Origin of the sequence: Streptomyces sp. NPDC006326 (genome assembly GCF_040612915.1) — a bacterium.
GTDB lineage: Bacteria > Actinomycetota > Actinomycetes > Streptomycetales > Streptomycetaceae > Streptomyces.
On sequence record NZ_JBEXRC010000016.1, the window covers coordinates 1 to 21,382 of the forward strand.

General features: G+C 73.0%; 19 protein-coding genes and 2 pseudogenes. 15 read left to right on the forward strand and 6 right to left on the reverse strand.

Translation table 11 applies throughout. From position 1 onward, the window contains the following. Positions 1 to 86 precede the first annotated feature (86 nt). Positions 87 to 1,610, reverse strand: coding sequence for a M1 family metallopeptidase (locus tag ABZ128_RS14925; protein ID WP_356848578.1), 1,524 nt, complete (start codon positions 1,608 to 1,610; stop codon positions 87 to 89). Between the two features lie 295 nt (positions 1,611 to 1,905). Between ABZ128_RS14925 and ABZ128_RS14930 the strand changes: the two genes are divergently transcribed. From ABZ128_RS14930 to ABZ128_RS14955, 6 genes are all read left to right on the forward strand, one after another. Then, on the forward strand, positions 1,906 to 2,769 hold the full coding sequence (locus tag ABZ128_RS14930) for a hypothetical protein (protein ID WP_356848579.1): 864 nt from the start codon (positions 1,906 to 1,908) through the stop codon (positions 2,767 to 2,769). 112 nt (positions 2,770 to 2,881) lie between these two features. Further along, the gene (locus tag ABZ128_RS14935; protein WP_356848581.1) at positions 2,882 to 5,302 is read left to right on the forward strand and encodes a Tex family protein; all 2,421 of its coding nucleotides are present in this window, start codon (positions 2,882 to 2,884) and stop codon (positions 5,300 to 5,302) included. Positions 5,303 to 5,569: 267 nt separating this feature from the next. Beyond that, on the forward strand, positions 5,570 to 6,094 hold the full coding sequence (locus ABZ128_RS14940; protein WP_356848582.1) for a hypothetical protein: 525 nt from the start codon (positions 5,570 to 5,572) through the stop codon (positions 6,092 to 6,094). Continuing rightward, positions 6,084 to 7,277, forward strand: a complete 1,194-nt coding sequence (locus ABZ128_RS14945) for an MAB_1171c family putative transporter (protein WP_356848584.1) — start codon at positions 6,084 to 6,086, stop codon at positions 7,275 to 7,277. Before ABZ128_RS14940 ends, ABZ128_RS14945 begins: the two co-directional genes overlap by 11 nt. A gap of 45 nt (positions 7,278 to 7,322) precedes the next feature. Continuing rightward, positions 7,323 to 8,111 (forward strand): SDR family oxidoreductase, encoded by a 789-nt coding sequence (locus ABZ128_RS14950; RefSeq protein ID WP_356848585.1) that lies wholly within the window; start codon positions 7,323 to 7,325, stop codon positions 8,109 to 8,111. 75 nt (positions 8,112 to 8,186) lie between these two features. After that, positions 8,187 to 8,741, forward strand: a complete 555-nt coding sequence (locus ABZ128_RS14955) for a superoxide dismutase family protein (protein ID WP_356848586.1) — start codon at positions 8,187 to 8,189, stop codon at positions 8,739 to 8,741. Between the two features lie 13 nt (positions 8,742 to 8,754). On the opposite strand, the gene ABZ128_RS14960 is transcribed toward ABZ128_RS14955, so the two are convergent. Continuing rightward, positions 8,755 to 10,392 carry an ABC-F family ATP-binding cassette domain-containing protein gene (locus ABZ128_RS14960; RefSeq protein ID WP_356848587.1) on the reverse strand — a complete coding sequence of 546 codons (1,638 nt, stop codon included), beginning with the start codon at positions 10,390 to 10,392 and terminating at the stop codon, positions 8,755 to 8,757. A 93-nt stretch (positions 10,393 to 10,485) separates the two neighbouring features. On the opposite strand from ABZ128_RS14960, the gene ABZ128_RS14965 reads away from it, so the two are divergent. Both ABZ128_RS14965 and ABZ128_RS14970 read left to right on the forward strand, forming a co-directional pair. Continuing rightward, complete coding sequence (locus ABZ128_RS14965; protein ID WP_356848589.1) at positions 10,486 to 11,424, forward strand: GlxA family transcriptional regulator; 939 nt, start codon at positions 10,486 to 10,488, stop codon at positions 11,422 to 11,424. Positions 11,425 to 11,566: 142 nt separating this feature from the next. Further along, complete coding sequence (locus ABZ128_RS14970; protein WP_356848590.1) at positions 11,567 to 12,214, forward strand: DJ-1/PfpI family protein; 648 nt, start codon at positions 11,567 to 11,569, stop codon at positions 12,212 to 12,214. On the opposite strand, the gene ABZ128_RS14975 is transcribed toward ABZ128_RS14970, so the two are convergent. Continuing rightward, positions 12,180 to 12,974 carry an enoyl-CoA hydratase/isomerase family protein gene (locus ABZ128_RS14975; RefSeq protein WP_356848592.1) on the reverse strand — a complete coding sequence of 265 codons (795 nt, stop codon included), beginning with the start codon at positions 12,972 to 12,974 and terminating at the stop codon, positions 12,180 to 12,182. The two genes, ABZ128_RS14970 and ABZ128_RS14975, sit on opposite strands and share 35 nt — an antisense overlap. 12 nt (positions 12,975 to 12,986) lie before the next feature. On the opposite strand from ABZ128_RS14975, the pseudogene ABZ128_RS14980 reads away from it, so the two are divergent. Together ABZ128_RS14980 and ABZ128_RS14985 are read left to right on the forward strand one after the other, a co-directional pair. Continuing rightward, positions 12,987 to 13,470 (forward strand): annotated as a pseudogene (locus tag ABZ128_RS14980) (DUF308 domain-containing protein). 94 nt (positions 13,471 to 13,564) lie between these two features. Then, complete coding sequence (locus tag ABZ128_RS14985; RefSeq protein WP_356848594.1) at positions 13,565 to 14,092, forward strand: ATP-binding protein; 528 nt, start codon at positions 13,565 to 13,567, stop codon at positions 14,090 to 14,092. Between the two features lie 20 nt (positions 14,093 to 14,112). Here the strand turns inward: ABZ128_RS14985 and idi are convergent, their stop codons facing one another. The 3 genes and pseudogenes from idi to ABZ128_RS15000 form a co-directional block, all read right to left on the reverse strand. Beyond that, positions 14,113 to 14,712, reverse strand: a complete 600-nt coding sequence (gene idi / locus ABZ128_RS14990; protein ID WP_356848595.1) for an isopentenyl-diphosphate Delta-isomerase — start codon at positions 14,710 to 14,712, stop codon at positions 14,113 to 14,115. Positions 14,713 to 14,915: 203 nt separating this feature from the next. Further along, positions 14,916 to 15,683 (reverse strand): annotated as a pseudogene (locus ABZ128_RS14995) (class I SAM-dependent methyltransferase); the annotation flags it as partial. Positions 15,684 to 16,147: 464 nt separating this feature from the next. Beyond that, positions 16,148 to 16,285 carry a hypothetical protein gene (locus tag ABZ128_RS15000; RefSeq protein ID WP_356848596.1) on the reverse strand — a complete coding sequence of 46 codons (138 nt, stop codon included), beginning with the start codon at positions 16,283 to 16,285 and terminating at the stop codon, positions 16,148 to 16,150. Between ABZ128_RS15000 and ABZ128_RS15005 the strand changes: the two genes are divergently transcribed. Genes ABZ128_RS15005 through ABZ128_RS15025 form a run of 5 tightly spaced genes read left to right on the forward strand, consistent with a single transcriptional unit; the run spans position 16,262 to position 21,332 of the window. Continuing rightward, positions 16,262 to 17,896: a DUF5941 domain-containing protein gene (locus ABZ128_RS15005; protein WP_356848597.1), complete on the forward strand. Its 1,635-nt coding sequence runs from the start codon at positions 16,262 to 16,264 to the stop codon at positions 17,894 to 17,896. The genes ABZ128_RS15000 and ABZ128_RS15005 overlap by 24 nt on opposite strands. Next, positions 17,893 to 18,645: a phosphocholine cytidylyltransferase family protein gene (locus ABZ128_RS15010; RefSeq protein WP_356848598.1), complete on the forward strand. Its 753-nt coding sequence runs from the start codon at positions 17,893 to 17,895 to the stop codon at positions 18,643 to 18,645. The genes ABZ128_RS15005 and ABZ128_RS15010 overlap by 4 nt, the downstream gene beginning before the upstream one ends. Next, complete coding sequence (locus ABZ128_RS15015; protein ID WP_356848600.1) at positions 18,633 to 19,694, forward strand: iron-containing alcohol dehydrogenase family protein; 1,062 nt, start codon at positions 18,633 to 18,635, stop codon at positions 19,692 to 19,694. The genes ABZ128_RS15010 and ABZ128_RS15015 overlap by 13 nt, the downstream gene beginning before the upstream one ends. Beyond that, on the forward strand, positions 19,672 to 20,451 hold the full coding sequence (locus tag ABZ128_RS15020; RefSeq protein WP_356848601.1) for a CDP-alcohol phosphatidyltransferase family protein: 780 nt from the start codon (positions 19,672 to 19,674) through the stop codon (positions 20,449 to 20,451). The genes ABZ128_RS15015 and ABZ128_RS15020 overlap by 23 nt, the downstream gene beginning before the upstream one ends. Positions 20,452 to 20,459: 8 nt before the next feature. Next, positions 20,460 to 21,332: a glycosyltransferase gene (locus ABZ128_RS15025; RefSeq protein ID WP_356848740.1), complete on the forward strand. Its 873-nt coding sequence runs from the start codon at positions 20,460 to 20,462 to the stop codon at positions 21,330 to 21,332. Positions 21,333 to 21,382 lie beyond the last annotated feature (50 nt).

Genomic DNA, 21,382 nt, shown 5'->3' on the forward strand with positions numbered 1-21,382 from the left:
AGCGGCAGTCCGCGAGGTAGTCCGCCGCCGCGGCCGTGGCGAAGAGACGCAGCCGGGTCCCCGGCGCGCGACCGGCCACCGGCCGGTCAGTGGCCGTGCCCGCGCCCGGTCTCGTGGACGGTGTTCGTCTCGGCGATCTTCTTCCAGGACTTGGGCTCCGCCGGCTTGGCGGCGGGCGCCTTGGGGGACCGGGCGGTCGGCGCCGCCCCGGCCGGCGGGGCGAACGCGGGCTTGCCCGGCGTGTAGAGCCAGGTCTCGAAGAGCTGGGCCAGCGGCTTGCCCGACACCTTCTCCGCGTAGCGGACGAAGTCGCCGACCTTGGCGTTGCCGTACGCCCGCTCCGTCGGCCAGCCCTTGAGGATCGAAAAGAACTTCTCGTCCCCGATCTCGTTGCGCAGTGCCTGGAGGGCGATCGCCCCGCGGTCGTAGACCGCCCCGTGGAACTGGTTGTCCGGGCCCGGGTCCCCCGGCTTGACCTGCCAGAACGGGTCCTCGGCCGGGTGCTGCGCGTACGCCCAGTCGGCCAGCTCCTGCGCCGTGCCCTCGCCCTCCTTCTCCGACCACAGCCACTGGCTGTAGCGGGCGAAGCCCTCGTTGACCCAGATGTCCTTCCAGCCGTCCACGGACACGCTGTCGCCGTACCACTGGTGGGCCAGCTCGTGGACGACGACCGAGACGTTCGCGCCGTTCGAGAACTGCCGCGGGCTGTAGAACGGCCGGGTCTGCGTCTCCAGCGCGAAGCCGGACGGCACGTTCGGCACGTAGCCGCCCAGCGCGTTGAACGGGTACGGGCCGAAGACCCCTTCCAGCCACTCCGCGACCTCGCCGGTCCGCTCGACGCTCGCGCGCGCCGCGCCCGCGTTGTCGCCGAGGTCCTTGCTGTACGCGTTGAGGATGGGCAGCCCGCCGGCCGTCTTGCCGGTGGTGACGTCGAACTTGCCGATGGCGAGGGTGGCCAGGTACGTGGCCTGCGGCTTGTTGGAGCGCCAGTTGTACCGGGTCCAGCCCAGCCGGGAAGTCTGCGACTGGAGCACGCCGTTGCTGATGGCCTGCGTGCCGTCCGGGACGTTGACCGAGATGTCGAAGGTGGCCTTGTCGAGCGGGTGGTCGTTGCTCGGGAACCACCAGACCGCCGAGTCGGGCTCCTGGGCCGCGATGCCGCCGTCCGGGGTGCGCTGCCAGGCCGACCAGCCGTCGACCTTGAACTCCGACGGCTTGCCGGCGTACTTGACGACGACGGTCGCCTGCCGGTCCTTCTGCAGCGGCTGGGCGGGGGTCACCTCCAGCTCGTGGTCCCCGGACGTGGCGAACGCGGCCTTGGCGCCGTTGACCCGGATCTCGCTGACCTTGAGGCCGAAGTCCAGGTTGAAGCGGGAGAGGTCCTGCCTGGCGGTGGTCAGGAGGGTGGCCGTGCCCTCCAGCAGGTCCGTCTTCGGCTGGTACTGCAGCCGCAGGTCGTAGTGGGACACGTCGTATCCGCCGTTGCCGCTGGCCGGGTAGTAGGGGTCGCCGATACCCGGGGCGCCCGGTACCGAACTCGCCGCCGACGCCGGGATCACCAGCAGCAGGGAAGCGGCGAGCACGCTCGGGGCGATGACTTTGCGGTGCACGAAGGGCTCCAAGTGGTAGGGGAGACGGTCATGTTCTCGGTCTGGTGGCTCGACCGTATTCACGCCCGCGCCCTCCCGTCATGTCCATGGCCCCTGGTGTCACACGATCGCCATTCGGCCGTCACAGCCGCGCCCACCGGCGCCGTGCGGACGCGGACGAGCCCGTGGGCGCGCCGGACCGTACGGCGCGGGCCCCCCGCGAGAAAGGCCGGAAAGCGGCACCCGCGCCGGGCGGGAACCGGTGTGGCGGAGCCCGGCCTGTTGAACATACTGAGCAGTCGGTAACCTGGCGGGCATGTCGATTCCCGAGTTCGCCGCCCGTCGCTGCTGGCACGCCGCGATCAACCCGCTGCACGCCACGATCTACTTCTCGCCGGACCTCGCCAAGGAGTACGCCGCCCTCGGCGTCACCGAGCGGCTGGCCGTCAACCTCGCCTCCCGGTCCGCCGCCATGGGTGCCGTCGGCGCCGGCGCCGTGACCGCGGCCTTCTACAACTACCGCCACGACTCCGTCGCCCGGCATCTGCCCGCCGTCTGGGAGACGATCACCCCCGAGCAGGCCCTCGCCGCCCGCCTGCGCGCCGCCGACCGCACCCTGCGCCGGCTGCTCGGCGAGGAGACCGTCGCCTCCCCGGAGATCGCCGAGGCCGCCGACCTGGCCATGCGCGCCACCGAGGCCTGTACCCGGCACGCCCGCCCCCTCTACGCGGCCCACGCCGACCTCCCCGTACCGGAGGAGCCGCACCTGCGCCTGTGGCACGCCGCCACCCTGCTGCGCGAGCACCGCGGCGACGGCCACCTCGCCGCCCTGCTCATCGCCGGGCTGGACCCGCTGGAGGCACTGGTCAGCCACACCGCCACCGGCCGCGGCATGACCCCGAAGTGGAACAGGGCCGTCCGCGGCTGGGAGCAGTCCGACCTGACCGCCGCCGCCGACCGCCTGCGCGAGCGCGGGATCCTCGACGCCGACGGCGAGCTCACCGAGGAGGGCCGGGCCGTACGCGAACGCCTGGAGGCCGACACCGACCGCCTGGACGCAGCCCCCTACGAACACCTGGGCGCGGACGGCCTGGCCCGGCTCGCGCAGCTGGGCGGCGGTTTCGTCCACCGGGCCGTCACCGCGGGCGCCTTCCCCGCCGACCTCTTCGGCAAGGCGTAGCCCGCCGCTCCGCCGCCCCCGGGCCCGGCGGGGCGGCGGTCCGCGCCCGCGCCGGTGTCACCTGCCACAATTGGCAGCCGTCCAGTGCAAACGAAGGCAGGCGGGACCGATCGTGACGACGTCCATCGAAGGCAGGATCGCCGAGGAGCTCGGCGTACGGGAGCGGCAGGTCAAGGCCGCCGTCGAGCTGCTCGACGGCGGCTCCACCGTGCCGTTCATCGCGCGCTACCGCAAGGAAGCGACCGAGATGCTCGACGACGCCCAGCTGCGCACCCTGGAGGAGCGGCTGCGGTACCTGCGCGAGCTGGAGGACCGGCGCGCGGCCGTCCTCGACTCCGTCCGGGAGCAGGGCAAGCTCGACGCCGAGCTGGAGGCGCGGATCAACGCGGCCGACACCAAGGCTCGACTGGAGGACATCTACCTCCCGTTCAAGCCCAAGCGGCGCACCAAGGCGCAGATCGCCCGCGAGGCGGGTCTGGAGCCGCTCGCCGAAGGCCTGCTGGCCGACCCGTCGGTGGACCCGGCGACCGCCGCGGCGGCGTTCGTGGACCCCGACAAGGGCGTAGCCGATCCGGCAGCCGCCCTGGAGGGCGCCCGCGCCATCCTCACCGAGCGGTTCGCCGAGGACGCCGACCTGATCGGCGAGCTGCGCGAGCGCATGTGGGGCCGCGGACGGCTCGCCGCGAAGGTCCGGGAGGGCAAGGAGGAGGCGGGCGCCAAGTTCGCCGACTACTTCGACTTCGCCGAGCCGTTCACGGCGCTGCCCTCCCACCGGGTCCTGGCCATGCTGCGCGGGGAGAAGGAGGAGGTCCTCGACCTCACCCTGGAGCCCGAGCCGCCGAGCGAGACCCCCGGCCCCTCCACGTACGAGGGCATGATCGCCCGCCGCTTCGGCGTGGCCGATCGCGGCCGCCCCGGCGACAAGTGGCTCGCCGACACCGTCCGCTGGTCCTGGCGCACGAAGATCCAGGTGCACCTGGGCATCGACCTGCGCATGCGGCTGCGCGCCGCCGCCGAGGACGAGGCCGTCCGGGTCTTCGCCGCCAACCTGCGCGACCTGCTGCTCGCCGCCCCCGCGGGCACCCGCGCCACGCTGGGCCTCGACCCGGGCTTCCGCACCGGCGTGAAGGTCGCCGTCGTGGACGCCACCGGAAAGGTCGTGGCCACGGACGTGGTCTACCCGCACGTCCCGGCCAACAAGTGGGACGAGTCGCTCGCCAAGCTGGCCCGCCTCGCCAAGGAGCACGGGGTCGAGCTGATCGCCATCGGCAACGGCACGGCCTCCCGCGAGACCGACAAGCTGGCCGGTGACCTGATCGCCCGCCACCCCGAGCTGAAGCTCACCAAGGTGATGGTCTCCGAGGCCGGCGCCTCCGTGTACTCGGCCTCCGCCTTCGCCTCGCAGGAACTCCCGGACATGGACGTGTCCTTGCGCGGCGCGGTCTCCATCGCCCGCCGCCTGCAGGACCCGCTCGCCGAGCTCGTCAAGATCGACCCCAAGTCGATCGGTGTCGGCCAGTACCAGCACGACCTGTCCGAGGTGAAGCTCTCGCGCTCGCTCGACGCCGTCGTCGAGGACTGCGTGAACGGCGTGGGCGTGGACGTCAACACCGCCTCCGCCCCGCTGCTCTCGCGGGTGTCGGGCATCAGCGGCGGGCTCGCCGAGAACATCGTGGCCCACCGCGACGCCAACGGCCCCTTCCGCAGCCGCAAGGCGCTCAAGGACGTGGCCCGGCTCGGCCCGAAGGCGTACGAGCAGTGCGCGGGCTTCCTGCGGATCCGCGGCGGGGACGACCCGCTGGACTTCTCCAGCGTGCACCCCGAGGCCTACCCGGTGGTGCGGGGCATGGCCAAGACGGCGGGCAGTGAGGTGGCCGCCCTGATCGGCAACACCGCGGTGCTGCGCTCGCTGCGCCCGGAGCAGTTCGTCACGGAGGCCTTCGGCCTGCCGACGGTCACCGACATCCTGCGCGAGCTGGAGAAGCCCGGACGGGACCCGCGCCCCGCCTTCAAGACGGCCACCTTCAAGGAGGGCGTGGAGAAGATCGGCGACCTGGTGCCCGGGATGATCCTGGAGGGGGTCGTCACCAACGTGGCCGCCTTCGGCGCCTTCATCGACATCGGCGTCCACCAGGACGGGCTGGCGCACGTCTCGGCCCTGTCGAAGAACTTCGTCAAGGACCCGCGCGACGTGGTCAAGCCGGGCGACATCGTCCGGGTCAAGGTCGTGGACGTGGACATCGCGCGCAAGCGGATCTCGCTCACCCTGCGGCTGGAGGACGAGGCCGAGCGTACGGCGGGCGCGCCCAGGCAGCGCGAGGACCGCCAGGAGCGGCGCGGCGGCGGCCGTCCCCCGCAGCAGCGCGGCGGCGGCCAGGGCGGCCAGGGCCAAGGCGGTGCACGCCGGCAGGCAGGCGGCGGCCAGGGCGGCCAGGGCCAGCGGGCCGGCGCCCCCGCACCCGCCAACAGCGCGATGGCCGACGCCCTGCGCCGGGCCGGCCTCGCCGGTCCCGAGGAGCGCCGCAAGCGGTAATGCGGCGGCCGCGGCGTGCGCCCCGCACGCCGCGGCGGTGCACCGGCAGGGTTGGCCGAATAGCCACCCCTCCGGGAGACGTACCTTGCCAACTCCCGTACAAGATCTGTAGGCATGGTGGAACGCCCGTTCGCCCTACGGCGGACGGGCTTCCGTTCCCCCTCAAAGCCCGCACTCCCAGAGGCCGCCTTGAAGGCACAGGACGTCATGCCCATGCCACAGCACGCCTATCGACGCTGCCCGCGAAAGGGTCCGAAGAGGGATCACATGCCCCACGCGCAACACGGCCTCCGCAAACGGTGCGAGAAGATTCTCGGCCGGCTGGACATGCCCCACCCCTTCTCGCTCGACGCGCTGTGCGACCGGATAGCCGAGGGCCGCGGCCGGCCCATCCGGCTGCATCCGCTCCCCAAGGAGGCGGCGGAATCCGGCGTGTGCGGACTGTGGGTGGGCACCGACCGGGTCGACTACGTCTTCTACGAGGCCCAGACCACCCCGCTGCACCGCGAGCACATCGTCCTCCACGAGCTCGGGCACATCCTGTTCGGCCACCACTCCCTGGAAGGGGAGGAGCCCGCCGAGGGCGCCCCCGTCATCCTCGGGCGCACCAACTACACCACCCGGCAGGAGCAGGAGGCGGAGATGCTCGCCAGCATGATCCGCATCCGTACGACGGGCCCCTTCCCGGCCTCGCGCGCCGAGATCAGGGGCACCCTGGCCCGACTGGAATCGGCCATGGGCTACGAGCGCAGCCACACCCGCGGCCACGAGCGGGGCCACCATGGCCAGTGACCTCACCGCCCTCGGCGACTGGCTCGCCGTGCCCAGCGTGGTGTGCCTGTGGATCGCGGTCCTGCTGCGCGCCCCGGGCGCCCTGCGCCTGCCGCAGCAGCGCGGCCTGTGGCTGGCGGTCGCGACCGCCGCCGCCGCGATGACCCTGAACCTCCCCGACGTGATCGCCTACGCGACGCGCGACGCCGACTACGCGCACGCCGTCAGCCTCGTCCGCAACCTGATCGGCGTGTTCTCGGCGGGAGCCGTGCTCTACTTCGTGGCCTCCGCCACCCGGGGCCGCACCCTCCAACTCGCCGCCTGGATGGGCACGGTCGCCTGGCTGACCACCCTCCTCGTCCTGGACATGGCCGTGCCCGTGCACGGCCCCCACACCATCCCGCCGCACGGCGATCCGGTGCCCTCCCTCGCGTACTGGCTCTTCCTCATCACCGCGCACCTCCTCGCCAACGTCACCTGCGTCAGCCTGTGCGGCCGCTACAGCCGGCGCACCGGGAGCCGGGGCCTGGCGGCCGGGCTGCGGCTGTTCGGCCTCGGGACCGCCCTCGCCGGGGCGTTCTGGTTCGTGTACCTGCTCAAGGCCCTGTTCGGCAGCACCTGGGCCATGCCGGCGCTGCCGCTGCTGATGAACCTGCACGGGCTGCTGCGCGCCGCCGCAATCCTCGTCCCCACCCTGTTCACCCTGCGCCGTACGACCACCGACATCGCCACCGCCTGGCGGCTGTGGCCGCTGTGGCACGACCTGGTCCAGGCCGTCCCGCACGTCGCCCTCACCAAGCCGCGGGCGGGCCGCGTCGTGGAGCTGCTGTGGCCGCCGGTCCCGCGCAACCTGCTCGTGTACCGCAAGGTCATCGAGACCCGTGACGCCATCCTGATCCTCGGCGAGTACGTCGCCCCGGGCGTCCCCGAGCTCGCCCGCAGCCACGTCTCGGTCAGCGGCATCCCCGAACAGCGGCGCACCGCGGCCGCGCTGGCCTGCGTGCTGAAGGAGGCGCGGCAGGCGAAGCTCGCCGGGCTGCCCGGACGGCCGGGAGGGTCCGCCGAGTGGGAGCTGCCCGCCGCGATGCAGACCTCCGCCGACGGCGGCGGCGTGGAGGACGAGGCCCGGTTCCTGGTGGACGTGGCCCAGGCCTACGGCTCCCCGGCCGCCACCGGTTTCACCCCGGAGCCCCTGAACTCCTGAGCCGCCGGCTCCCGGACCACCCGAACCGCAGGAAGTGACCTCCACGTGACCACCGTTCTGATCACCGGGGCCAGTGCCGGACTCGGCGCGGCCTTCGCCCGCGGCTTCGCGGCCAAGGGCTGCGACCTCGTCCTCGTCGCCCGTGACAAGGACCGCCTCGAAGCCCTCGCCCGGGAGCTGGGCCGCACCCACGGCGCGGTCTGCGAGGTGCTGCCCGCCGATCTGCTGGAAGCGGGGGAGTGCGCGGCGGTCGCCGAGCGGCTCGCCGACCGGACCCGGCCGGTGGACGTCCTGGTCAACAACGCGGGCTTCGGGCTGCCCGCGCCGTTCCCGTACAGCCCGGTCGAGGACGAGGAGCGGATGCTCGACCTGCTGGTCAAGGTACCGCTCCGGCTCACCCACGCGATCCTGCCGGGGCTGCGCGAGCGCCGCCGGGGCGCCGTGCTCAACGTCTCCTCGGTCGCCGGACTCCTGCCGACCGGGACCTACGGGGCCGCCAAGGCCTGGATCACCGCGTTCAGCGAGTCGCTGCGGGTGGACATGGCACCGTACGGGGTCCGGGTGCTGGCCGTGGTGCCCGGGTTCACCCGCACCGAATTCCAGGCCCGGGCCGGCATGGACGTCAGCAGCCTGCGTGAGGCGGTGTGGCTGGAGCCGGAGGACGTCGTGGCCCGGGCCCTGCGGGACCTCGCCCTGCGGCGGCCGCTCAGCATCACCGGCCGCCGGTACCGGGCCTACGCCTTCGCCGCCCGGCACCTGCCGCGCGGCTTCGTGGCCCGCCGGATGCCCCGCACCCGCCGGGCCCCCGCGCAGGAGCAGCCGGGGATGCGCTGACCGCGGGCCCGGGCGAACCTGGAGGGAAGCTCGGAAGGGAAGGGACGTCCGAGTCCGTGCCACAAGGAGCCCACGATGTCCTTCCTCGCGTCCGTTCTCGCTGCCTCCATGGCCGTGGCCCCGCCCTTCGCCGGGTTCACGGCCCAGGACGTGACCGTCGACCAGCGCTTCCGGGCCGTCGGCGGCCCGGCGGCCCACCCGGCCGTCACGTTCGATCCGCGGGCGATCCCCGTCGGCGGCACGGTCCGTGTCACCGAGCGCGCCGGGCAGGACGGCACCCGTGTCGAGCTGGGGATCCACGGGGTGGAAGCCAACCGCACGTTCGGTGCGCACGTGCACCAGCAGCCCTGCGGCAGCGCGCCCGGCGACTCAGGACCGCACTACCAGGACGCCAAGGACCCCACCCAGCCTTCAAAGGACCCCGCGTACGCCAATCCGCGTAACGAGGTGTGGCTCGACCTCACGACCGACGGGGCGGGCGACGGCGCCGCCGCCTCCACCGTGACCTGGCGTTTCCGTTCCGGTGAGGCCCGCTCCGTGGTGATCCACGAGCACGCCACCGGGACGGCGCACGACACGGCCGGCGTGGCCGGGATCCGGCTCGCCTGCGTCAACGTTCCCTTCGGCTGACGTGCCTTGAGCGCTACAGCTCGACGACCTTGCCGTCCGCGACCTCCAGGCGGCGGGTCACCTGCACCGCCTCCAGCATCCGGCGGTCGTGCGTGACCAGCAGCAGCGTGCCCTCGTACGCCTCCAGGGCCGACTCCAGCTGCTCGATCGCCGGGAGGTCCAGGTGGTTCGTCGGCTCGTCGAGGACCAGCAGGTTCACCCCGCGGCCCTGGAGCAGCGCGAGCGCCGCACGGGTGCGCTCGCCCGGCGAGAGCGTGGCCGCGGGACGCAGCACGTGCGCCGCCTTCAGGCCGAACTTGGCCAGCAGCGTACGCACCTCGGCCGGCTCGGTGTCCGGAACGGCGGCGCAGAAGGCCTCCAGCAGCGGTTCCTCGCCGAGGAACAGCCCGCGCGCCTGGTCGACCTCGCCGATCAGCACTCCCGAACCGAGCGCGGCGGCACCGGAGTCCGGGGTCAGCCTGCCGAGCAGCACCGCCAGGAGCGTGGACTTGCCCGCGCCGTTGGCGCCGGTGATCGCCACCCGGTCCGCCCAGTCGACCTGCAGGCTGACCGGGCCGAAGTCGAAGTCCCCGCGCCGGACGGCGGCCTCGCGCAGGGTCGCGACCACCGAGCCCGAGCGGGGGGCCGCGGCGATCTCCATCCGCAGCTCCCACTCCTTGCGGGGCTCGTCGACGACCTCCAGCCGCTCGATGGCGCGCTGCGTCTGGCGGGCCTTGGCGGCCTGCTTCTCGCTCGCCTCGCTGCGGAACTTCTTGCCGATCTTGTCGTTGTCGGTGGCCTTGCGGCGGGCGTTCTTGACGCCCTTGTCCATCCAGCCGCGCTGCATCTGCGCCCGGCTTTCGAGGGCCGCACGCTTGTCCGCGTACTCGTCGTACTCCTCACGCGCATGCGTGCGCGCGCGTTCGCGTTCCTCCAGGTAGGCCTCGTAGCCGCCGCCGTAGAGGTTGATCTGCTGCTGTGCCAGGTCCAGTTCGAGGACCTTGGTGACGGTCCGGGCCAGGAACTCGCGGTCGTGGCTGATCACGACCGTGCCCGCCCGCAGCCCCGTCACGAACCGCTCCAGCCGCTCCAGACCGTCCAGGTCCAGGTCATTGGTCGGCTCGTCGAGCAGGAAGACGTCGTAGCGGGAGAGCAGCAGCGAGGCCAGGCCGGCGCGGGCCGCCTGCCCGCCGGACAGGGCGGTCATGGGCAGGTCGAGCCCCACCGCCAGGCCGAGGTCGTCGGCGACCTCCTCGGCCCGCTCGTCGAGATCGGCGCCGCCCAGGTCCAGCCACCGGTCCAGCGCCGCCGCGTACGCGTCGTCCGCGCCCGGCGTGCCGTCCACCAGGCCCTGGGTGGCCGCGTCCAGCTCCGCCTGGGCGGCGGCCACGCCCGTCCGCCGGGCCAGGAACTCCCGTACGGACTCGGCGGGGCGCCGCTCAGGCTCCTGGGGCAGGTGCCCGACGGCCGCGGCCGGCGGGGAGAGCCGCAGCTCACCGCTCTCGGGCCGGTCCAGGCCGGCCAGCAGGCGGAGCAGGGTGGACTTCCCGGCGCCGTTGACGCCGACGAGACCGATGACGTCGCCGGGCGCGACGACGAGGTCGAGGCCGGAGAAGAGGGTGCGCTCACCGTGCGCGGCGGTGAGGTTCTTGGCGACGAGGGTTGCAGTCATGGTCCGCCGATCCTATCCGCGGCGGCGGCCATGGCCGTAAAGGTGGGAAGCCCGTCATTGCGGTCGTGGGGGAGGGCATCACACCATGGGGTCATGTCGTTGCGAAACGTGCTCGTCCTCCTCTACGACGGAGTGCAGAGCCTGGACGTGACCGGGCCGGTGGAGGTGTTCGCCGGCGCCCGGCGCTACGCGATCCGCACGGTCTCCCCCGGCGGCGCGGCCGTCCGTACGAGCAGCGGGCTGACGCTTGTGCCGGATGGGGCCCTGGAGGCCGAGCGGCCGGGGCCGGGGACCACGGTGCTGGTGCCGGGAGGCCAGTACACGGGGGACTTCGAGCCGCGGCTCACCGACTGGCTGCGCGCCCACGGGGGTGGCGCGGAGCGGCTGGTGTCGGTGTGCACGGGCGGCCTGCTGCTCGCGGAGGCGGGACTGCTGGACGGGCGGCGGGCCACCACGCACTGGAACGCCTGCGAGCAGATGGCGCGGGACTACCCGGGGGTGACGGTGGAGCCCGACCCGATCTACGTCCGGGACGGCTGCGTCGCCACCTCCGCCGGGGTGACGGCCGGGATCGACCTGGCGCTCGCCCTGGTGGAGGAGGACCACGGCAGGGACCTCGCGCTGACGATCGCCCGCCATCTGGTGGTGTTCCTGCGGCGGCCGGGCAACCAGGCGCAGTTCAGCGCGCAGCTGGCGGCCCAGACGGCCCGCCGGGAGCCGCTGCGGGACGTGCAGCACTGGATCACGGAGCATCCGGGCGAGGACCTGAGCGTGGAGGCCCTCGCGGCCCGGGCCCGGCTCTCGCCCCGGCACTTCGCCCGCGCCTTCCAGGCGGAGACGGGCGTGACGCCGGGGCGGTACGTGGAGCGGGTCCGGGTGGAGCACGCGCGGCGGCTGCTGGAGGAGACGGAGGACGGCGTCGCCCGGATCGCCCGGGCCTGTGGCTACGGCACCCCGGAGGCCCTGCGCCGGGCCTTCCTGAAGACCCTGGGCCAACCGCCGACGGAGTACCGCCGCCGCTTCGGCCCCTGACCACCCGCCGTCGCCCCCCGGCCGGCGTCCCGGGACGTGCGCTCCGCCGGGGCGGTGGACCACGGCCCGGCGCCCGACCCCCGACCCGGCACGGCACCCACTCGACCACCCGATACGGCACAGCACCCACTCAGGAGGAGACGTGCAGATCGCCTTTCTGCTCTACGAAGGCTTCACCGCGCTCGACGCCATCGGCCCCTACGACACCCTCGGCCGCCTCCCCGGCGCCGAGACCGTGTTCGTGGCCGAGCGGCCCGGGCCCGTGCGCAACGACGCGGGCTCGCTCGCCCTCGTCGCCGACAAGGCGCTCGACGAGGTGACCCGCCCCGACATCGTCCTCGTCCCGGGCGGCCCCCACCCCGAGACGGAGATGGAGAACCCGGCCGTCCTCGACTGGCTGCGCGCCGTCGATGCCGGCAGCACCTGGACCACCTCCGTCTGCTCCGGCTCGCTCCTGCTGGCCGCCGCGGGGCTGCTGAAGGGCCGGCGGGCGGCCGGGCACTGGCTCTTCCTCGACCGGCTGCCCGCCTTCGGCGCCGAACCCACCGGTGACCGGGTCGTCTTCGACGGGAAGTACGTCACCGCGGCGGGGGTGTCCTCCGGCATCGACATGGGGCTCACCCTCCTCGGCCGGATCGCCGGGGACGAGTACGCCCAGACCGTGCAGCTGATGACCGAGTACGACCCCCAGCCGCCCTACGACGCCGGTTCGCCCGACAAGGCTCCGGCCGAGCTCGTCGCGCGCCTGCGCGCCGTCAATCCCCTGACGTCCCCGTCCAGTTCCAGCTGAACGACGGCGTGCGGCGTTCCAGGAAGGCGGCGACACCCTCCGCGGTGTCGCCGCCTGCCGCCGCCTGCCGCGCCCAGTACCCGTCGCGGTCCGTCCGGCCGTCCGCGAACTCCTTGGCCGCGGCCTGCGTCAGCCGCGACCGGCTCGCCAGGACCCGGGTGAAGTCCGCCACCCGCTTGTCCAGTTGCCCGGCCGGCACCAGCTCGTTCAGGAAGCCGGCCCGCAGCGCGTGGTCCGCGTCGATCAGCTCGGCGGAGAACAGCAGGTACTTGGCGGTGGCCGGGCCGACCAGCGCCACCAGCCTCCGGGTGGACGAGGACGGGTAGACGATGCCGAGCCTGGCCGGGGTCACCCCGAACGACGCCCCCTCCTCCGCGAAGCGCAGATCGCAGGCAGCGGCCAGCTGGCTGCCGCCGCCCACGCAGAATCCGCGGATCGCCGCGAGCGTGGGCTTCGGAAAGGCGGCGAGGGCCTCCTCCGCCGCCACCGACAGCGCCTGCGGATCCTCGTCCCCCCTCAGGGAGGAGATGTCGGCTCCCGCGCAGAAGGTCGGCCCGGCACCGGTGAGCACGAGCACCCGTACCGCCGGGTCGGCCGCCAGGCCCGCCAGCAGGTCCGGGAGCGCCCGCCACATCGCGGCCGTCATGGCGTTGCGCTTGGCGGGGTGGGCGATGACGACGGTGGCGACCCCGTCGGCAACGGTGTGCCGCAGGGCTGCTTCGGGGCCCGTGTCGCGGGCTGCTTCCGGGGCTGCGTCCATGCGCCGGATGCTATCCCGGCCCGCCGATGCCATGATCAAGGGAGTCCCGGCGGGGGTGCGGGCCTGGTGGGGCTGGTGTACGCCGACGTCGCCACCCTGACCTCGATGTTCCTCTTCGGCTGGCTGTTGCCGGCCGGCGGGCTGGTGGGTCTGCTCCAGGCGTTCCAGTCCCGCAGGAGCAACCACTTCCGGCTCGCCGTGGTCGTCGCCGCGATCAACATCGCCGCCGGTTTCGTGATCCTGCGCCTTCGGCATCCTGCTGGGGCTCATGATCCTGGCGAGCTGGCCCGGCAGCAGTCTCTACGTGATCGGAACCTTCTTCTCCGTCGCCCTGTTGTTCGACGGGCTGAGCCTGGTGGCCCTGAGCCTGGGCGCCCGGCGGATCCTGGGCCTGGTCAGGGAGGACGAGGCGGCGGCCGGCCGGGCCGGTGCGGAGGAGGGGCCCGCCGTGGCCGGGAAGCGGCCCGAAGAAGATCAGGAACAGTCGCACAACTGACGCTGTCATACGCCAGCGGTCAGAATGTGCCCGAATGACGCCGAGTTCTGGTCACCGGTCCGGCCCGGAGCGCCCCGTTCCCCACTCTGGACGCGTGGAGACGATCGAGCGTGAAGACGGGGGCCGGAACATGGACGTCAGCGGGAGTGTCCCGCCAGCCGAGCTGGGCGAGCCGGAGCCCACGCTCGGCCCCCTCGCGTACGAAGGCGTGTGGCGGTTCACCGTGCCCGCTGTTGAAGAATCCGTTCCGCAGGCCCGCCGCGCGGTCCGCGACCTGCTCGGCCGCCAGGGCGTCCCGGCCGACCGCGACCTCGTGTACGCCCTGCTGCTCATCGTCTCCGAGCTGGTGACGAACTCGGTGCGGCACGCGGCCCTGCTCTCCCCGGAGGTGGCGGTCGAGGTCGCCATCGGCCGGGAATGGGTACGGGTGGCCGTCGAGGACAACCACCCGTACCGACCGAAGGCGCTGGAGGCGGACTTCGGACAGACCGGCGGCCGGGGCCTGCTCCTGGTCCGGGAGACCACCCGGGAGTCCGGCGGGGTCTGCGACGTCGAGCACACCTCGACGGGCGGCAAGGTCATCTGGGCGGCCCTGCCGCTCACCGCACCCCGGCGGCCCTGAGCGCCGCCCCCTCGTACGGGCTACCAGCCCGCCGCAGCCCCGGTGAGCTCACGGATCGCGGGCCGCGCCGCGTCCAGCACGGTCATGAACCAGGCCGAGAACGGCGCCTCGGCGTGCCGCTTGGCCAGCTCCTCGGCGGTCACGAACGCCGTGTCGCCGATCTCCTGCGGATCCGGGCGCAGCTGAGCCTGCGCAAGTCCCACGAACAGGTGGTTGTACTCCTGCTCCACCAGCCCCGACGCGGGGTCGGGATGGTTGTAGCGCACCGTCCCCGCCTCGGCGAGCAGCGAGGGCGACAGGCCCAGCTCCTCGTGCGTGCGCCGGGCCGCCGCCGCGAAGGGCGACTCACCGGGGTACGGGTGACCGCAACACGTGTTCGACCAGACGCCCGGGGAGTGGTACTTCCCGAGGGCCCGCTGCTGGATCAGCAGGCGGCCCTGCTCGTCGAAGAGGAACACGGAGAACGCCCGGTGCAGCTGCCCCGGCGCCTGATGGGCGGAGAGTTTCTCCGCCGTGCCGATGGTGTTGCCGGACTCGTCGACCAGTTCGAGCATGATCGGTTCCTGAGTGCCGGTGCCGGGGGGCGCGGTGTTCGCGGCGGTGGCTGGTGTGGTCGGCATACCCATCCTTCGCTTCGGACTTCGGCCTTCAGTCTGCCGTACAAAAGAGGCTTGTCCCCACTTCGGCGATCCGCGCATGTCTGCCCCCCGCCGCGTGCTAGGCGACGGGGGGGCAGGACACGCCGGGCGGCGCACGGATACCGCCGGGAACCCCTGCGGCGCCGTCAGCGGCCGGTGCCGCCCGGAGCGCCGTCGGCCGTCACGGGCCGCAGGACATAGCCGGTGTAGCCGTACTCGTGCCCGTGCCGCGCCCGTACGTCGAGCTCCTCGCGTACGGAGGCCAGCGCCGCCGCGGCCGCGGGCCCGCAGGCACGGTCGGCCCCGGCCACCCGCTCGCCCAGCGGGCCGTAGTACTCGGCCCAGTCGGAGTCCGGCTGGCGGTGGACGCCCAGCACCCGGTACCCGGCCGCCCGGGCGGCGGCGAGGTTGCGCGGGCCGGAGCGCAACGCGTACTGCGGGTCCCAGAAGGCGCGGGCCCCGGCGGACGGTTCCTCGACCGTCCACTCGCACTCGGTCACCATGAGCGTGCCGCCGGGGGCGAGCAGCCGCTTCCACCCCGCGAGCGCGGTGTCGAAGCCGATGCAGTAGGCGGAGCCCTCCGCCCACACGAGGTCGAAGGAACCGTCCTCGAAGGCGAGCTCGCCCATGTCCGCCTTGACGGCGTGGACGCGGTCGGCGACCCCGCGGGCCGCGGCGGCCGTGCGGAGCTCGTCGAGGAAGCCCTCGTACAGGTCGACGGCGGTCACCTCGGCGCCGCAGTCGCCCGCCTCCTGCGCGAGGAGCAGGGCGCTGCGGCCGGGACCGCAGCCCAGGTCGAGGGCGCGCGGCCGCCCGGGCAGCGGTCCGCACAGGGACAGCAGGTGCCGGGTGGTCGCGTCGGAGCCGGGCGACTGCCGGGGCAGGCCGCGGTGGAGGGTGAGGAACGCGTCGAGGAATTCGGCGCGGGTGTAGTCGGAGTCGTCGTCGGTCAACGTGAACCCTTGGGAACGGGGGCTCCGGCCGGCCAGAGGACACCCCAGCGGAGGCTGGGAGGGACCGGCGATGCGGTCAGGCCTGGCCGGACGCCCGGAGGAAAGGGGGGAATACGGGGATGCACCGGAGTTCGCCGCGCTCGGCAGCGACCACTGCGACGGTCATCGACCCACCTCTTTCCCCACTCGGTTCTTCCCTGCGTTCCGCAACGCGTTTCACCGTAACATCCAGGCGGTTTGTCGTGCCCTCGGGTGATCGTCAATGATGATCGCTCCGGCGGCGCAGAAGCCCCGGATTATTCGGCTTATCGGGGAGTAAACGGGTGATGAACCCCTGCTTCCATTCATCCGATAGCCTCTGCCGACGTGCCGCCGCCCCCGCGCGGCGTCGCCCGTCCCGTGTTCGCTGCAAGGAGTGAGTTCGTCTGTCGACCGTCATCCTCACCGGCCTGCCGGTCCCCGGATCACCGCTCACGGACGAGCTGCGCTCCCTCGGCTTCGACGTCCGCTCCGCCGCCGGCCCCGAAGAGACCGCCGCGGCCCTGGCCGACGTACCCGCCGACCAGCGGGTGGCCGTCGTGGACAGCGCGTTCGTCGGGCACGTGCACGCGCTGCGGCTCGCCCTGACCGACCCGCGCTTCGACGCCTGCGCCGTGACAGGCGCCCTCACCGTCCAGCCGGCGGCCCGCGCGGCCCTCGACAAGGCCGCCGCGCTCCCGCCGACGGCCCTGGAGGGCTCCGGCCCGTACCCGGACCGGCTCGCCGGCGCCGTCGAGGCGGCCGGGACCGCGGTCCAGCGCCCCGAGCTCGGCAGCCTGGTCGCCGCCGTGCCCACCACCGCCCCGGAGCGTGACGCGGCCACCGCCGCCGTCGCCGCGGTGGACGAGGAGGCCGTACGGCTGCGCAGCGCCGTGAAGTCCCGCGACGGCTTCTTCACCACGTTCTTCATCAGCCCGTACTCGCGCTACCTCGCCCGCTGGTGCGCCCGCCGCGGGCTGACCCCGAACCAGGTCACCACCGCCTCGCTGATCACCGCGCTGGTCGCGGCCGGCTGCGCCGCCACCGGCGAGCGCTGGGGCTACGTCACCGCCGGCGTGCTGCTGCTGGTCTCCTTCGTCCTGGACTGCACGGACGGCCAGCTCGCCCGTTACTCGCTCCAGTACTCGACGATGGGCGCCTGGCTCGACGCCACCTTCGACCGCGCGAAGGAGTACTCCTTCTACGCGGGCCTCGCGCTCGGCGCCGCCCGCAACGGCGACGACGTGTGGGCCCTGGCGCTCGGCTCGATGATCCTCATGACCTGCCGCCACGTCGTGGACTTCGCCTTCAACGAGGCCAACCACGACGCCACGGCCAACACGAGCCCGACGGCCGCCCTGTCCGACCGGCTCGACAGCGTCGGCTGGACCGTCTGGATCCGGCGGATGATCATCCTGCCGATCGGCGAGCGCTGGGCGATGATCGCGGTCCTGACGGCCGCGACGAGCCCCCGGATCGTCTTCTACGCCCTGCTCATCGGCTGCGCCTTCGGCGCGCTCTACACCACCGCCGGCCGGGTCCTGCGCTCGCTGACCCGCAAGGCGAAGCGCACCGACCGGGCCGCCCAGGCCCTGGCCGACCTCGCCGACAGCGGGCCGCTCGCCTCCGCCCTGGCCTCGCCGCGCGACAGGGCCCTGGCCGCCGGCGCCTCGGTGGGGCTCGCCGTGGTCGGCTCCGTGCTGATCACCGGGGGCGCGGCGAGGCAGGCGTTCGGCGATCCGTGGCTGATCGGCACCGCCGCCGTGTACGTGATCTTCTCCGGGGTGGCCGTCTCACGCCGGCTCAAGGGGGCGCTGGACTGGCTGGTCCCGCCGCTGTTCCGGTTCGCCGAGTACACCACCGTCCTGGCGCTCGCCGCCAAGGCGGACGTGCCCGGGGCCCTTCCCGCCGCATTCGGACTGGTCGCGGCGGTCGCCTACCATCACTACGACACGGTCTACCGCATCCGCGGCGGCTCCGGCGCGCCGCCGAGGTGGCTGGTGTGGACGATCGGCGGGCAGGACGGCCGCGTCCTGCTGACCGTGGTCCTGGCCGCCGTCCTGCCCCGTGGCACGTTCCCCGTCGCGCTCACGGCCATGGCCGTGTTCGTGGCACTCGTGGTGCTCGCCGAGAGCATCCGCTTCTGGGTCTCCTCCGGGGCACCCGCCGTACATGACGAAGGAGAACCAGCATGATCGGCCTTGTACTCGCTGCCGGTGCCGGACGCCGCCTGCGTCCCTACACCGACACCCTGCCCAAGGCCCTCGTGCCCGTCGGCCCGGAAGGCGACGAGGAGAGCCTGACGGTCCTCGACCTGACCCTCGGCAACTTCGCCGCGGTCGGCCTCACCGAGGTCGCGATCGTCGTCGGCTACCGCAAGGAGGCCGTGTACGCGCGCCGGGAGGCCCTGGAGGCCAAGTACGGCGTCAAGATCACGCTGATCGACAACGACAAGGCCGAGGAGTGGAACAACGCCTACTCCCTGTGGTGCGCCCGTGACGTCCTGGGCCGGGGTGTGATCCTCGCCAACGGCGACACCGTCCACCCGGTCTCCGTCGAGCAGACCCTGCTCGCCGCCCGCGGCAACGGCCAGAAGATCATCCTCGCCCTCGACACGGTGAAGAGCCTGGCCGACGAGGAGATGAAGGTGGTCGTCGACGGCGACAAGGGCGTCCGGAAGATCACCAAGCTGATGGACCCGGCCGACGCCACCGGCGAGTACATCGGTGTCACCCTGATCGAGCCCGAGGCCGCCGAGGCCCTCGCCGAGGCCCTGAAGACCACCTTCGAGCGCGACCCCGACCTGTACTACGAGGACGGCTACCAGCAGCTCGTCAACGACGGCTTCGTGATCGACGTGGCCCCCATCGGCGACGTCAAGTGGGTCGAGATCGACAACCACGACGACCTCGCCAAGGGCCGGACGATCGCATGCCAGTACTGACGAGGCTCATCCCCTCCCCGGTCGTCGTCGACATCAGCCGCGGCGCCATGGACGACCTGGCCGGCCTCCTGGCCGACCAGCGGATCTCGGCGTCCGGCAAGCTGGCGATCGCGATCAGCGGCGGCTCCGGTGTGGCACTGCGCACCAGGCTGGAGCCCGTCCTGCCGCACGCCGACTGGTACCCGGTGGTCGACGGCACGATCGACTCCGGCGTCAAGCTGGCCGACGACATAAAGGGCCGCCGCTACGACGCCGTGGTGGGCCTGGGCGGCGGCAAGATCATCGACGTGGCGAAGTACGCCGCGGCGCGGGTCGGGCTGCCCATGGTGGCCGTCGCCACCAACCTCTCCCACGACGGAATCTGCTCGCCGGTGTCCATCCTGGACAACGACAACGGCCGCGGGTCCTACGGTGTGCCGACCCCGATCGCGATGGTCATCGACCTCGACGTGATCAAGCAGGCCCCCGTACGGTTCATCCGCGCCGGCGTCGGCGACGCGATCTCCAACATCTCGGCCATCGCCGACTGGGAGCTCTCGCACCGCCTGACCGGTGAGCCCGTCGACGGCCTGGCCGCCGCCATGGCCCGCACCGCCGGCGAGTCGGTCCTGCGCCACCCCGGAGGCTGCACCGACGACGAGTTCCTCACCGTGCTCTCCGAGGCGCTCGTGCTCTCCGGCATCGCCATGTCGATCAGCGGGGACAGCCGGCCCTCGTCCGGCGCCTGCCACGAGATCAGCCACGCCTTCGACCTGCTCTACCCGGGGCGCTCCGCGCTCCACGGGGAGCAGGTGGGCCTCGGCGCCGCCTTCGCCATGCACCTGCGCGGAGCCGCGGAGCAGTCCGGGCTCTTCGTGGAGGTGCTGCAGCGCCACGGACTTCCCGTGCGGCCCGAGGAGATCGGGTTCAGCGTGGACGAGTTCGTCGCGGCCGTCGAGTACGCCCCCCAGACCCGCCCCGGACGTTTCACGATCCTGGAGCACCTCAACCTGTCCGCCGCCGAGATCAGGGACGCTTACGCCGACTATGCCAAGACCATCCGTAGCTGAACTCCGGCCCGTCGTCCACCCGGCGGGTGTGAAGGACCGGCGCAGCGGCGAGCACTGGGGCGGCCGCCTCTACATGCGCGAGATCTCCCTGCGCATCACCCGCCTCCTGGTCACCACGAAGGTCACGCCCAACCAGCTGACCTACGTGATGACCCTGGCCGGTGTCCTGGCCGCCCCGGCCCTGCTGGTGCCGGGCGTCTGGGGCGCCGTCCTCGGCGTGGTCATGGTCCAGCTCTACCTGCTCCTCGACTGCGTGGACGGGGAGGTCGCCCGCTGGAAGCAGCAGTTCTCGCTCTCCGGCGTGTACCTGGACCGGGTCGGCGCCTACCTGTGCGACGCGGCGGTCCTGGTCGGCTTCGGCCTGCGCGCCGCCGACCTGTGGGGCAGCGGGCGGATCGACTGGCTGTGGGCCTTCCTGGGCACCCTCGCGGCGGTCGGCGCCATGCTGATCAAGGCCGAGACCGACCTGGTCGGCGTCGCCCGCCACCAGGGCGGCCTGCCGCCGGTGAAGGAAGCGGCCGCCGAGCCGCGCTCCTCCGGCATGGCCCTCGCCCGCCGGGCGGCGGCCGCGCTGAAGTTCCACCGGCTGGTCCTCGGCATCGAGGCCTCCCTGCTCATCCTGCTGCTGGCCGTCCTGGACCAGGTCCGCGGCGACCTGTTCTTCTCCCGGCTCGGCGTCGCCGTCCTGGCCGGCATCGCGATGCTCCAGACGCTGCTGCACCTGGTGTCCGTCCTCGTGTCGAGCAGGCTCCGGTGAGCGCCCCGCTGCGCGTCGGCGCGGTGATCATCACCATGGGCACCCGCCCCGACGAGCTGAAGGCACTGCTCGACTCGGTGGCCCGCCAGGAGGGCGAGCCCGTCGAGGTGGTCGTCGTGGGCCAGGGGGTACGGCTCGACGGGCTGCCCGAAGGGGTCCGCACCGTGGAGCTGCCCGAGAACCTGGGCATCCCGGGCGGGCGCAATGCCGGCATCGAGGCCTTCGGCCCGGCCGGCCGCGACGTGGACGTCGTGCTCTTCCTCGACGACGACGGGCTGCTGGAGCGCACCGACACCGCCGAGCTGTGCCGGCAGGCCTTCGCCGAGGACCCGCGGCTCGGGATCGTGAGTTTCCGCATCGTGGACCCGGAGTCCGGCGAGACCCAGCGCCGGCACGTGCCCCGGCTGCGCGCCTCGGACCCGCTGCGCTCCTCCCGCGTCACCACCTTCCTCGGCGGCGCCAGCGCCGTCCGCACGGCGGTGTTCTCGCAGGCCGGGCTGTTGCCGGCAGAGTTCTTCTACGCGCACGAGGAGACCGATCTGGCCTGGCGGGCGCTTGACGCAGGGTGGCTGATCGACTACCGGGCGGACATGGTGCTGCTGCACCCGAAGACCGCCCCCTCCCGGCACGCGGTCTACCACCGTATGGTGGCCCGTAACCGGGTGTGGCTCGCCCGCCGTAACCTGCCGGCCCTGCTGGTCCCGGTCTACGTGGGCGTCTGGCTGCTGCTGACGCTTCTGCGCAGACCGTCCGCCACGGCCCTCAAGGCCTGGTTCGGCGGGTTCAAGGAGGGGTGGACCACTCCGTGCGGTCCCCGGCGCCCCATGAGGTGGCGTACGGTCTGGCGGCTGACCCGGCTGGGCCGACCGCCTGTCATCTGAGACGCTCGCGTCTGAGACCATGGCGCGATCACGCGATCACGGGCCGAGCG

What these genes read in the sequence shown, in the direction of transcription:
- ABZ128_RS14930 (WP_356848579.1), top strand. Translation starts at nt 1,906, where the DNA reads ATGTCGATTCCCGAGTTCGCCGCCCGTCGCTGCTGGCACGCCGCGATC.
- ABZ128_RS14940 (WP_356848582.1), top strand. Translation starts at nt 5,570, where the DNA reads ATGCCCCACGCGCAACACGGCCTCCGCAAACGGTGCGAGAAGATTCTC.
- ABZ128_RS14945 (WP_356848584.1), top strand. Translation starts at nt 6,084, where the DNA reads ATGGCCAGTGACCTCACCGCCCTCGGCGACTGGCTCGCCGTGCCCAGC.
- ABZ128_RS14955 (WP_356848586.1), top strand. Translation starts at nt 8,187, where the DNA reads ATGTCCTTCCTCGCGTCCGTTCTCGCTGCCTCCATGGCCGTGGCCCCG.
- ABZ128_RS14960 (WP_356848587.1), bottom strand. Translation starts at nt 10,392, where the DNA reads ATGACTGCAACCCTCGTCGCCAAGAACCTCACCGCCGCGCACGGTGAG.
- ABZ128_RS14965 (WP_356848589.1), top strand. Translation starts at nt 10,486, where the DNA reads ATGTCGTTGCGAAACGTGCTCGTCCTCCTCTACGACGGAGTGCAGAGC.
- ABZ128_RS14975 (WP_356848592.1), bottom strand. Translation starts at nt 12,974, where the DNA reads ATGGACGCAGCCCCGGAAGCAGCCCGCGACACGGGCCCCGAAGCAGCC.
- idi (WP_356848595.1), bottom strand. Translation starts at nt 14,712, where the DNA reads ATGCCGACCACACCAGCCACCGCCGCGAACACCGCGCCCCCCGGCACC.
- ABZ128_RS15010 (WP_356848598.1), top strand. Translation starts at nt 17,893, where the DNA reads ATGATCGGCCTTGTACTCGCTGCCGGTGCCGGACGCCGCCTGCGTCCC.
- ABZ128_RS15015 (WP_356848600.1), top strand. Translation starts at nt 18,633, where the DNA reads ATGCCAGTACTGACGAGGCTCATCCCCTCCCCGGTCGTCGTCGACATC.
- ABZ128_RS15020 (WP_356848601.1), top strand. Translation starts at nt 19,672, where the DNA reads ATGCCAAGACCATCCGTAGCTGAACTCCGGCCCGTCGTCCACCCGGCG.